The organism is Metasolibacillus fluoroglycofenilyticus, from assembly GCF_003049645.1.
GTDB lineage: Bacteria > Bacillota > Bacilli > Bacillales_A > Planococcaceae > Metasolibacillus > Metasolibacillus fluoroglycofenilyticus.
In genome coordinates this window covers 1756970-1770315 of record NZ_PYWK01000001.1, presented here as the reverse complement: position 1 = coordinate 1770315, position 13346 = coordinate 1756970, and the positions used below count along the sequence as shown (strand labels likewise).

Here is a 13346-nt window from a genome sequence, read left to right as displayed (position 1 = left end):
AAACGCCTCCTTTAATAGGGGATAGGTAAAAAATCACAAGGCATGCATTTCGAACTTAACTCCTATATAACCTAGACATCGTACTATGTTACAACCTTTAGTTACTCGCTACTTTGCATATGAAATTACGATTAATGTTGCCGCGGCAGAATTTTCAATGTTAAAAAAAGTTGAAAAATAACCGTTATAAAATCACCAACGGTTATGGACATCCAAAATATGTGCCAAAGGCTATCTTTTGCTGCTGCAAGCATATGTATACTTGCTAACAAAAGAGATATTTTCGTGAAAATATCATATAATACTATAGGTTGTTTCTGCAAGCATTTTTCTCGAAAAAATAAAAATAACTTAAGTGAGATTTTCTACTCTGAATATTCAGATATGTGGGAATTGTTAATATTAAATAACAGTAAATTCACACTGTTTTTTCCATAAATAATTATTTTATTAAGGCGATGAAAATTGCTATAATATATAACAAAAATGCATTTTATATTTATACTTATTGCCTTTTTTATCGATTTTCAAACATTTTTTTAAATGTAAATTTTAGTAAAAAAGGCGTGGGTAAATAGGAATATGATATATTCATTCTAGTTTAACTTCCTTTAGAAAAAGTCTCCCTCAATAGGCGGTCGTATATTAGGCTCAATTCGGTGAACATCAAAATAACCGCTGACAAAGAGGAACTTAGTCGAAGAATACCACATATGTGGGGAACGACTCGGTGACCAATATTATGTTGGTCTAAGCTCTGGCTGATGTCACAGATTTTGAAAAGCTCTGGACTAGAGTTAGCCAAGGCTTAATTGAAAATAAAATTTCATAAACTCGCTTAGAAAATTAAAGCTTGAATTTTCTATAGCATAATGGATATAGGGCAGGTGTCACGAATGATGGTGCAACCATTTCTTTCAGAAGTGCAATTTAATATAATGTTTAAAGATAGCAAAGATATGGTCTTTTTTATGAAGAAAAAGGACGAGGATTTTGAGTACGTATATACAAATACTGCTGCAAGTCGTCTTTTTGATGTTGCTCCATGCGGAAAAACAGTTGCTGAAATCATGCCCAAACACTTAGCAAAAACAATTTTGCATTATTATCATTTAGCTGTTGAAACAAAAGTACAGCAAAATTTTCAGGACTATGATTATTACACGAACGAAGTGAGGAAGCATGAAACGACGGTTTTTCCGGTCTTTGTTCATGATGAAATCTTCATTTTAGCAATATCAAAGGAAATCGCCTTTGATCGTGATTTGCAAGATAAATACTTATTTATGCGCTCGGTGTTCTTTAAAACATTTTTATCAACTGTTTTAATATCGAATGATTTGATGTTTTTAGAGGCAAATGAGCGTTTTATTGATGATTTTGGCATTTGTGCAAAAAGCATGCAAGGTCAACCATTTCTAAGTCTACCTCTAATTAGAGAGCCTTACGTAGCTGAGTGGCAGAGCTACTTAACAGATGCGCAAAGCGGCGATAATTTTACTTCAAAGATTGTTAAATTCATAGATAAAGAAAATAAAATACGAAGCTTTACTGCGACATTTTCACCGCTAGCAAATGAAAACGGTAGCGTTATTGCGATATTTTTAATTTTGCAAGAAATTACAGATTTTATTGAGCAGCAAAAAGAACTACGCGAAACATCACATGGCTTAGCAATAATAAAAAATGCTATTAATAATGCTGTAGAATTATCCATTATTGATAGCGATAAAAAAATTATTGATTTAAACGACCGCTTTATTGCTCGTACTGGCTATACAAGAGAGGAGTTAATTGGTCAAACACATGATGTATTAGATTCTGGCTATCACCCACCCGAATTTGGTGAAAAAATGTGGGATACGCTACGCCAAGGTGATATATGGCAAGGTGAAATATGCAATCGTTCAAAGCAAGGTGAATTATATTGGGTAGAAACAACCATTATTCCTTTAGTAAATGCAGATGGTGAGATTGATAGCTATTTTTCGGTTAATTATGATTCGTCTGATAAAAGGCGCTTGATGGCAGAGCTCCAAAACATTGAGCGGACTTTCCGTATGATTACTGAAAATATGAATGATTTCATTGTCATAATGGATGAAAAGGGCGTTATTGAATACGCTTCACCATCATATGCTCACACTTTTGAATATGTAGAGGAAGAGTTAATTGGCAAAAGCTATTCTTCCTTTTTAACAAGAGAAAGTGAAGCAACATGGCTATCAGAATTGAAGAATGTGGAATGCAATGAAATGACAATTGAGCTAGCATTGCAGACAAAAAAAGGTCGTATTATTTGGACGGAAGGGAAATATAAGGCTGCAAAAGACGAGCGAAAAGAAAATGCCTATCAAATCATTATGGTATCACGCGAAATTACAGAACGTAAAAAGCTTGAAAATTCTCTGCGTTTTATGGCCTATCATGATAATCTAACACAGCTTCCGAATAGAAGGTATTTAGAAGAGGAATTTCCACGTGTTCTTAATTTTGCAAAGGAAAATGCCCGCTCCATCGCAGTTTTATATATTGATGGTGATAATTTTAAGGCGATTAATGATCGATACGGTCATGATGTTGGGGATGAATTTATTAAATTGACAGGTGAGCGCATTGCAGCAAGTATTAGAGCTAGTGATTTTGCTGTGCGAGTGGGTGGGGATGAATTTGTTGTAATTTTAGCGGATCTATCTATTATAGAAAATGAGCGGAAAAAGGTGATTAATGACATTATCGCCCGCATTCAAGAAAACCTGCTGCTCGGTGCAATTATTCAAGGGAATCATTTTAAGCCAACCGTATCAATTGGTGCTAGCTATTACCCTGACCATGCTACAACATTAGAAACGTTATTAGAAAATGCTGATAAGGCATTATACAAGGCGAAAATGGTAGAAAAAAATGGCTTCAAAATTTATGATGACGTACAATAAGGTTAGAGGTTGATTCGGGGCTGTCCGAAAAGGGGTAGCCCTTTTTGGACAGCCCTAGCTATTTACTAAAAATGAATTGTCGTTAACTACGGCTTCTGCCAGAGGCTATATTTATCTCATTGGATGAAAATACAACCGCTTTAAAAACTTTTGTAAAGTTATTAGAGCATTTTTAAGGTCTCCGAAGTGAGAACAGTCGAGCATGAATATATATTTCTGTAGAAATAAATAAGATGGTGATACAGATGAAAAAAATACTGTTAGTGGAAGACGAAAAAAACATTTCACGATTTATTGAATTAGAATTGAGGCATGAGCAATTTGACGTAAAGTGTGTATTCGATGGACGAGAAGGCTTATCAGAGGCACTTACGGATAATTATGATTGTCTATTGCTAGATGTAATGTTACCACAATTAAATGGGATTGAAGTATGTAGACGGGTTCGTCAGCAGTCTAATGTCCCGATTATTTTGCTGACGGCTCGTGACGCGGTAATGGACCGTGTTGCTGGACTGGATGCAGGGGCGGATGATTATATCGTCAAGCCATTTGCGATTGAGGAGCTACTAGCTCGCATTCGTTCTATTATGCGACGTGTTAGCAAGCAAGCTACAGAAAATTTGCTCGTATGCCGCAGTTTAGAAATTGATTTAGAAGCTTACGAAGTAGCTTTTGAAAATAAAAAACTAGATTTGACAAAGACAGAATATGATTTATTAGTGTTTTTAGCACAAAATATAAATAAAGTCTGTACGCGTGAACGCATTTTGGAAGCTGTTTGGGGCTTTGATAGTGAGGTGGAGACGAATGTCGTAGATGTTTATATACGCCATTTGCGCACCAAGTTGAAGACGGAGGAGCAGCCCTATATAGAAACGGTACGCGGCGTCGGCTATGTAATGAGAGGCTAAGCAATGAAACAACTATATAATCAATTGTCACTAAAAGAGAAATGGATGCTTTCAACCGCTGTCACCATTTTTATTAGTTATGCGGTTATTTGTGTGATTTTATATATATCATTGCACACGTGGCTCTTAAATAATGAGGAGCGCAATGCTCTAAGAACAGCGGATGATATTAGCGTGTTTTTTGAAACGCCGGCAATTACAATCCAGCTATTGCAACGTGATCCAGACTTAAAATCAATTATTCATCAAGAGCAAACAGTGCGGATTATGAATTTTGATGGGATAGAGCTTCTTCATTTTGGCAATGACGTATTGCCCGCAGCACCAACAGCGACGACCTATGAGGAGCTTTTAAGAACGGTCGTTCGCAAGTCAGATATTCAAGGGACAGATGCCTATATCATCGAGCGCATTGTACAAATTGGGTCATTTCAAGGTTATATGCAATTAATTCACCCACTTACAACCTTCGAAAAAATGATGCAATATGTTTTAACAACAATGACGATTGTAGGAATAGGTGCATTATTACTTGTCGCTTTTATTAGTTATTATTTAGCAAATCGTTTAGTTCGACCACTTCAACAGCTTAGGGATTCAATGCGATTAGTACGAGATAAAGGTTTAACAGAGCGCGAGGCTTTTACTTATCATGCAGACGATGAAATTGGCGATTTGCTAAAAATGTACGATTCGATGTTAGAGGAGCTAAAGATTTCTTTTACACAGCAACAGCAATTTGTTGCAGATGCCTCTCATGAACTACGCACACCCATTCAAGCTGTCGAAGGGCATCTATCCTTGTTAGCACGCTGGGGGAAGGACGACCCACAAATCCTAAATGAATCTATCGAAAGCTCGCTTAATGAAGTGAAAAGAATGAAAAAAATGATTGAAGAGTTATTGCAGCTTGCAAGACGAGAGCAAGGGGGAGCCGCACAAGCTGATGTTGTTTTAGTAATCAGTCAAGTAATAAATGAATTAAAAGCGGTATACCCGCATGCTATATTTCAAATAGAGGAAATTAAGCAAACCGATTTACTTCCAATTTCACCTGAAGCACTTGCACAAATATTGCGCAACATTATTGAAAACGGAATAAGATATAATAAAGCTGTTCCTGAAATTACAATTTCAACAGCTCGATTGGATGATTGCTTTTATATTGAATTGAAGGATAATGGTATAGGGATTGCTGAGGAGCACTTGCCTTTTATTTTTGACCGTTTTTACCGAGTGGATGAATCACGTCAGCAAAATGGAGGGGGAACTGGACTCGGTTTAAGTATTACAAAAATGCTTGCAACGAAATATCATGTTGTGCTCGAAGTACAAAGCAAAATCCAACAAGGAACAACATTTTTGTTAAAAATCCCTTTGAAAAAGTGAGGAATTTCGGTCGGAAGGTTTTGTTTTTCTATAGTTAGCTAAAAATTTGACTTATTTATTGAAAAATAGTTGTATTTTTTGTAGAGAGTAGTAAGATTGAAGTGGAAAAATGTTCTCTGTTCAATAATAGAGAATATGAGTATACAAAAAATAAATAGGCTCAGCTATGTTATCTTGATGCGGTTTGTGTTTAGAAGCACATTATATCAAAATAAAGACCTAGGCGGATGTCGCGGAATTTGGAGTGAGGCTTGCTTGAAGCAGGTCGGTTAACTCTAAGGGCATGTGTCGTGATTAACTTCTAACAGCACCTCAAAATCTGGACTAAAGTTAGCCAAGATACATAGTAGAGAGCTCAAAAATGTTTATTTTAAAATGGAACTGCCATGCAGGCAAAATTTGGAGGTTATTTTCATGTCGAACAATGTATTACATGGTTCACCTTGGTCAGCGTTTGCAGGCCCTAACTTAGGTTACGTCATGGAGCAATACGACTTATTTCTACAATCTCCCGAAGAAGTAGAACCAGCTTTAGTTGAATTGTTCCAACAATTTGGAGCGCCTGTTGAAGGTGAAGTTGCTGTAACTGGAGGCACAGTTACTTCACAAGTTGATTTTAGCAAAGTGTTAGCAGCTGTAAAATTAGCAGAATCAATCCGGGTTTATGGTCATTTAGCTGCCGATATTTACCCGTTAAAAAACCGTGCACTTGCTACTGCGAAAGTCGAAGAAAGCGCATTTGGCTTGAGTCAAGCTGATTTAGCTGAAATTCCGGCTACAGTATTCTTCAAAAATGTACCGGCGGGTATCCAAAACGGTCGCGATGCAATTGCTTATTTAAAAGCTGTTTATACGGATAAGATTGCGTTTGAATACAACCATGTAGGCACAGTTGAGGAGCGTGAATGGTTCCAATCTCAAATCGAATCAGGGGCGTTATCAGTAGCTGTTTCTACAGATGAAAAGAAAGCGCTATTAGACCGCTTAACACATGTTGAAAACTTTGAAAAATTTATTCATAAAACATTCGTAGGTCAAAAGCGCTTCTCGGGAGAAGGGTTAGACACACAAATTGTCTTATTTGATGAAATTTTAAAAACTGCTGAAGCAAGAAATGTGAAAAATGTACGAATCGGTATGGCACACCGTGGGCGTTTAAACGTGTTAACGCATATTTTAAATAAGCCATATGATATGATGTTCTCTGATTTTGCACATGTTTCAAACGATTTATTTATACCGGAGCATGGGCGTTTACAAATTACAAAAGGTTGGACTGGTGATGTAAAATACCATATGGGTGCGACGTATGTGCGCGAATCAGGTATGAACGTAAAACTTGCTTACAACCCGTCTCACTTGGAAATTGGTAACCCTGTAGTGCTAGGTTCGACTCGCGCGGCGCAAGACAATGTATCAGTAAATGGGTATGCTCAGCATGACGCTACTTTAGGTTTAGGTATTTTGGTGCATGGTGATGCGGCATTCCCGGGGCAAGGTATCGTGACAGAAGTGATGAACTTTGCAAAAACAGAAGGATTTACAACTGGAGGGACAATTCATATTATCGCAAATAATATGATTGGCTTCACAACAGAACTGTATGATTCTCGTTCATCAACTTATTCATCAGACCCTGCGAAAGGCTATGATATTCCTGTTATCCATGTCAATGCAGACCACCCAGAGGCAGTAGTGCAAGTTGGGCGCTTTGCAACAGAATATCGTCAAAAATTCGGCAAAGATATTATTATCGATTTAGTTGGTTACCGTCGTCACGGTCATAATGAAACAGACGACCCAACAGTGACAAACCCTGAAACTTATAAAATAGTATCGAAACACGACCCAGTACGTGTGCTTTATGGTGCAAAATTAGTTGCTGAAGGTCTTGTAACGGAAGAACAAGTGAAGGCACTTGATAGCGCTGCATATGCAGAAATGCAAGCTGCGTATGATCATGTGAAGGAAATGGCAGAAAAAGATGAGCATAAGCAACTTGAAATGCCAGAAGAATTAAAAGTGGATTTTCCACAAATTGATACAACGACAAGTGTAGAGCGTTTGCAGGCAATTAATGAAGATTTATTAGTATTTACAGAAGGTTTTGAGCCGCAAAACAAGCTTGGTAAAATTCTGGAAAAACGCCGTGATGCATTCGCTACAGGTAAAATCGATTGGGGACATGCAGAAACATTAGCATTTGCTACAATGCTTCAAGATGGCACGCCAATTCGCTTCACTGGTCAAGATGCACAGCGTGGTACGTTTGCTCAGCGACATTTAGTACTGCACGATAAAAATAATGGCAGCGAATATACGCCATTACATCATATTCAAAATGCAAATGCATCATTCACAGTTTATAACTCGCCACTAACAGAGGCAGGGGTAGTTGGCTTTGAATACGGCTATACTTTGGAAAATGAGAATGTTTTAACGATTTGGGAAGCACAATTTGGTGACTTTGCCAATATGGCACAAGCAATGTTTGATAACTTCATTTCAGGCGCTCGTGCAAAGTGGGGACAAAAATCAGGCTTAGTTATTCTATTACCTCATGGCTATGAAGGTCAAGGCCCTGAGCATTCATCAAGCCGAATTGAGCGTTATTTACAAATGGCTGCGGAAAATAACTGGTTTATTGCGAACTGCTCAAACGCAGGAAACTATTACCATTTATTGCGTCGTCAAGCAGCAATGTTAGGAACAGAGGGTGTACGTCCATTAGTCGTGGCTTCACCGAAGTATTTATTACGTCACCCATTGGCCGCTGCAAATGCAGAGCAACTGGCAGAGGGCTCATTCCAAGAAATCATTGAACAACCTGGTCTAGGTACTAAGGCGGAGGCGGTAGAGCGCATCGTATTAGGTACAGGGAAAGTAATGATTGATTTAGCGGATCGCGTGAAAGATGGTGAAGGCTTTGACCACTTACACATCATTCGTGTAGAGCAATTATATCCATTCCCAAGTGCGCAAATCGCTAATATTATTGCGAAGTATCCAAATGCTAAGGAAGTTGTTTGGGTGCAAGAGGAGCCGAAAAACCAAGGTGTATGGAATTACGCGCTTGAAAGCTTATACGAGCTTTCAGAAGGTAAAAAACTACGTTATGTAGGTCGCCCTTCAATGAGTTCAACATCTGAAGGTGATGCGGATGCTCATAAGGAAGCGCAAGCAGCAATTATAGCGGAAGCCGTAACAGAGGCAGTTAAAGTAAAATAATAGTATAATGTTGTTGGATGCATGAAAAGGCTACCAGCCTTATGTGCAGTAGCCTTTCTATATGTTGTTTAATTTAAAGGAGGAAATGAAAGTGGCTGAAATTAAAGTCCCTGAATTAGCAGAATCGATTACAGAAGGAACAATTGCCCAGTGGGTGAAAAAAGTTGGAGACCAAGTTGAAAAAGGCGAGTTTATCGTTGAGTTAGAAACAGATAAAGTAAATGCAGAAATTATTTCTGAAGAGGCAGGCGTATTAACACAAATACTGGCTGCAGAAGGCGATACTGTACTTGTTGGACAAGTAATCGCAGTAGTGGAGGCTGGGGAAGGCGCAGCGCCAGCACCAGCGACTGAGGAAGCAGCACCGGCACAAGCAGCACCAGCACAGGAAGTCCCAAAGGCTCCTGCAGCTCCAGCGCCAGTTGCTGAAACAACTTCAAATGAGCGTGTAGTAGCAAGCCCAGCAGCACGCAAATTAGCACGTGAAAAAGGTATCGATTTAGCGGCAGTATCTCCAATGGACCCACAAGGTCGCGTTCGTGTTCAAGACGTAGCAGCTCACGGTACAGCACCAGTTGCAGTAGCGCCAATTGCAACAACAAACGGTCCTGTTGTATTTGCTCCTGCTGCAGAAACTGATCGTGTAACAATCGAGAAAATGTCTCGTCGCCGTCAAACAATTGCTAAGCGCCTATTAGAAGTGAAGCAATCAACAGCTATGTTAACAACATTTAACGAAATTGATATGACAAATATTATGGCATTGCGTAAACGTAAGCAAGAGCAATTCGTTAAAGATAACGATATTAAACTAGGCTTTATGTCATTCTTCACAAAAGCAGTTGTAGCAGCACTTAAGAAATATCCTTATGTGAATGCACAAATCAGCGGTGATGAAATTCACTTAAATAACTTCTTTGATATCGGTATTGCCGTGTCTACTGAAGAAGGTTTAGTTGTACCTGTAGTACGCGATGCAAATAGCAAAAACTTTGCAGAAATCGAAAAAGATATCGCTGAATTAGCAAAAAAAGCACGTGACAAAAAATTAGGCTTAAATGATATGGCAGGCGGTTCATTCACAATTACGAATGGTGGTGTGTTCGGTTCATTAATGTCTACACCAATTATGAATGGTACACAAGCTGGTATTCTAGGTATGCACTCAATCGTTCAACGTCCAGTAGCGATTAACGGTGAAATCGAAATCCGTCCAATGATGTACGTTGCATTATCATATGACCACCGTATTATTGATGGTAAAGATTCAGTAGGCTTCCTAAAAACAGTAAAAGAGCTAATCGAAAATCCAGAAGATTTATTATTAAATTCTTAATTGAATGAGCGTCCAGAAAGCGTGCTAACGCACTATTTTCTGGACGCTTTCTTTGGTTAAATTCCCTTTATCATGCCTCGCAATGAAATTAGAAGTGTGAATTTCCCCAAATTATGTTATGAAACACCGCGGTTTTAGCTGTAGGTATCTGTTGTTGTGGGGACACAGAGCCCATTTCTCCCTTGGTTAATAAGGTAATAATAGTAATGAATGTAGTAGAACGTACAGTGGAAAATCATTTATCACAAATTTATAAATTGTTAAAAGTGGATGCACATTCTAAAGCAATGATAAAGGAAAAATAATGGCTGTTGATTTAATCTAGTTCAAAGAGCTATCTAAAAGGCAGTGCCTGTCTTCGTTCTCTACTTTCAGCTCGCAGAAAAAAATGATAAATTAATTGTTTACAAGCTTTTAAAATGGGCTATTTCTCTTTTTAAATGTTTTTTTAATCAAATACGAGTAAATCGCCCTATAGCCACTATTTTTTGGAGGCCACTTGACAATGAGCATTTGGTAGTATATGATTTAGCTAAATAACTTTATAAGAAATACCTCACGTTCTAGTGGGGTAGAGGCGCGATATTTAATAGTTTTTCATGGAGTTTTGAGCAACAGTGAAATGAAGAAGAAGGAAATATCGCCGAAGTGTATCGGAAAGCTCGTAATTCGATATGCTGGGCTTGCAGTGAATAATTGCAGGACTGTCTTGAGTATTTCTTTCCAGCTTACTCAAGTTGTGCTATCTCATCAATGGAACTTAGAGGATTTGGGCTTTTATTTTATTAAATGGCAGCGACCTAAAATTCTTTAGGTCGCTTTTTTGTATAAGATAAAGCCCAAAATAAATAAGAAAAGGGGAAATTTTACATGAAGAAAAAATGGCTGTTTATGTTAGTTACTATGTTAACCGTTATTATGTTGGCAGCATGTGGCACTGGAGAAAAACAGGGTTCATCCTCCACGGAAGATGGCGAAGGAAAAAAAGTATTAAAGGTTGGTATGGAAGCGGGCTATGCACCGTTTAACTGGACGCAGCAAACAGATGCAAATGGTGCTGTGAAAATTAGTGGCTCTGCTGAATATGCAGGTGGCTACGATGTACAAATAGCGAAAAAAATTGCTGATGGACTTGGTATGGAGCTCGAAGTCGTGAAAATTGAATGGGATGGTTTAGTACCTGCATTACAATCTGGTGTGGTAGATGCTATTATCGCAGGGATGAGTCCAACGGAAGAACGTAAAAAATCAATTGATTTCACATCAAATTACTATACATCTGATTTCGTCATCGTTGTGAAAAAAGGTAGCCCATATGAAAGTGCCAAAACGTTAGCAGATTTTTCTGGTGCAAAAATTACATCACAGCTAAATACGTCAAACTATTTAGTAATTGATCAAATTCCCGGTGTGAAAAAGGAAGTAGCAATGGATAGCTTCCCAGCAATGCGAGTTGCAATTGAATCAGGCGCAATTGATGGCTATGTTGCCGAGCGTCCAGAAGCAATTTCAGCAGCAATGGCCAATAATAATTTTGCCTACGCAGTGTTGGAGGACGGCTTTGATACAGATCCTGGTGATACAGCAGTTGCAATTGGTGTACGTAAAGACTATGAACTTACTGATAAAATGAGTGAGATTTTAGAGGGAATTTCAGAGGATGATCGCCAAAAGTTAATGGAAGAAGCGATTGCAAATCAACCAGCATCTGCTGAGTAGTTGATAAAGTAAGGGGCTGTCCGAACTTTCTCGGACAGCCCTAGCTTCTATATTTTCAAGGAATAATCCTTGGCACAAGGAGCCATCTCAAAATGGCTGGCTCCCTTTATAAGATAAAGACAGCCTGCTGTTAGGGGGATTTTTATGAGTTTCGAAACAATCATGGCAATTTTGGAAAACAACTGGCCGATGTTTTTACGTGGCGCATATATGACGCTTGCAATTGCAATTATTAGTACAATTATTGGTGCGTTTATCGGATTTTTCATCGGTATCATGCATACGATTCCTGTTAAAACAAAATCTTTTAAAAGTATTTTATTAAAAATAGTAAACTTCTTGCTTACTTGCTATGTAGAAATTTTCCGTGGTACACCAATGATTGTACAGGCAATGGTTGTGTATTATGGTTTGTACGCATACGGTCTTGAGCTAGATCGATTTGTAGCGGCGTTAGTAGTTGTCGGTTTAAATACAGGTGCTTATATGGCTGAAATTGTGCGCGGTGGTATTGTATCGGTTGATAAAGGGCAATATGAGGCGGCACAAGCAGTTGGTATGAATCATTTACAAACGATGATTTTTGTTGTTTTACCACAAGTAGCACGTAATATTTTACCAGCAACAGGAAATCAGCTTGTAATGAATATTAAAGATTCAGCAGTATTGAGTGTAATTAGTGTAACAGAGCTATTCTTCCAAACAAAATCTGTTGCGGGGGCAAATTTTAAGTTTGCGGAGTCATTTTTAATTGCATGTATCATGTATCTTATAATGACATTTACAGCAACGCGAATTTTACGTTTAATGGAGCGCAAGCTAGATGGTCCTGATGCGTATCAGGTCGATAAGGAGAGAGAGGGGCAAATGCAATGACAACAATGATTGAAATTAAAAACTTACGTAAATCATTTGGCTCTCATGAAGTGTTGCGCGATGTGAATTTTTCAGTAAAAAAGGGCGAGGTTGTTTGTTTAATTGGCTCGTCAGGTTCAGGGAAATCAACGCTCTTACGCTGTGTTAATTTATTAGAAACACCTTCAGGCGGCAGCATTATTTATAATGGTGAAAATATTTTAACTGGCAAACATAATGTAGAGCAATATCGAACACATTTGGGCATGGTGTTTCAGCAATTCAATTTATTTAATAATTTAGATGTTATCGGAAATTGCACAGTGGGCCAACAAAAAGTGTTGAAACGCAATAAAGTAGAAGCTGTCGAAAAAGCAATGAAGTATTTAGAAATTGTCGGAATGGCAAAATACAAAAACGCAAAGCCGCGCCAACTATCTGGTGGACAAAAGCAACGCGTAGCGATTGCGCGCGCATTAGCGATGGATCCGGATGTTATGCTATTTGATGAGCCAACATCAGCACTAGACCCTGAAATGGTAGGAGAAGTATTAAAAGTCATGCGTACTTTAGCGAATCAAGGCAATACGATGCTCATCGTAACACATGAGATGGAGTTTGCTCGTGAAGTAGCAGACCGCATTGTTTTTATGGATAAAGGTGTTATTGTGGAAGAAGGGCATCCAGAACAGGTGCTAGTCAATCCGCAGCATGAGCGTACGAAAGAATTTTTAAAACGCACACTGAAATAAAAAGATTGTCTGGAAGTAAGCTAACGCAACGCTTTCAGACAATCTTTTTTTATTTAGAGCATAATATTGTTCTAGATTTGCTTAGCTTAGATAAATGACCTAATTCGTTCATTTAAAATAGTAAAGGTAACTTCACCTTAATATGTACGAAAAAAGCTCCTCTAACGTCTTGAATTCCATTCAGAAACGACAATAAAAATAATAGCAAAAGCGATGG

At 38.2% G+C, this 13346-nt stretch carries 8 protein-coding genes and 1 riboswitch; all 8 genes read left to right on the top strand.

The annotated features are described in order from the left end of the window. Positions 1-896: 896 nt before the first annotated feature. The 8 genes from C9J36_RS08235 to C9J36_RS08200 all read left to right on the top strand — a co-directional run bounded on the left by C9J36_RS08235 (position 897) and on the right by C9J36_RS08200 (position 13129). Positions 897-2936 carry a diguanylate cyclase gene (locus C9J36_RS08235; RefSeq protein WP_161956395.1) on the top strand — a complete coding sequence of 680 codons (2040 nt, stop codon included), beginning with the start codon at positions 897-899 and terminating at the stop codon, positions 2934-2936. Positions 2937-3181: 245 nt separating this feature from the next. Further along, on the top strand, positions 3182-3850 hold the full coding sequence (locus C9J36_RS08230) for a response regulator transcription factor (RefSeq protein ID WP_082798916.1): 669 nt from the start codon (positions 3182-3184) through the stop codon (positions 3848-3850). A 3-nt stretch (positions 3851-3853) separates the two neighbouring features. Beyond that, positions 3854-5239: a HAMP domain-containing sensor histidine kinase gene (locus C9J36_RS08225; RefSeq protein ID WP_107942783.1), complete on the top strand. Its 1386-nt coding sequence runs from the start codon at positions 3854-3856 to the stop codon at positions 5237-5239. A gap of 414 nt (positions 5240-5653) precedes the next feature. Then, entirely contained in the window at positions 5654-8467 is a 2814-nt protein-coding gene (locus C9J36_RS08220) for a 2-oxoglutarate dehydrogenase E1 component (RefSeq protein WP_066162940.1), read from the top strand. A 91-nt stretch (positions 8468-8558) separates the two neighbouring features. Next, on the top strand, positions 8559-9803 hold the full coding sequence (odhB, locus tag C9J36_RS08215) for a 2-oxoglutarate dehydrogenase complex dihydrolipoyllysine-residue succinyltransferase (protein WP_107942782.1): 1245 nt from the start codon (positions 8559-8561) through the stop codon (positions 9801-9803). A gap of 564 nt (positions 9804-10367) precedes the next feature. Next, positions 10368-10556, top strand: a riboswitch (Lysine riboswitch). Positions 10557-10673: 117 nt separating this feature from the next. After that, complete coding sequence (locus tag C9J36_RS08210) at positions 10674-11522, top strand: transporter substrate-binding domain-containing protein (RefSeq protein ID WP_066162947.1); 849 nt, start codon at positions 10674-10676, stop codon at positions 11520-11522. 144 nt (positions 11523-11666) lie between these two features. Next, entirely contained in the window at positions 11667-12398 is a 732-nt protein-coding gene (locus C9J36_RS08205) for an amino acid ABC transporter permease (RefSeq protein WP_066162949.1), read from the top strand. Next, positions 12395-13129 carry an amino acid ABC transporter ATP-binding protein gene (locus C9J36_RS08200; protein WP_066162952.1) on the top strand — a complete coding sequence of 245 codons (735 nt, stop codon included), beginning with the start codon at positions 12395-12397 and terminating at the stop codon, positions 13127-13129. The genes C9J36_RS08205 and C9J36_RS08200 overlap by 4 nt, the downstream gene beginning before the upstream one ends. Positions 13130-13346: the final 217 nt, after the last annotated feature.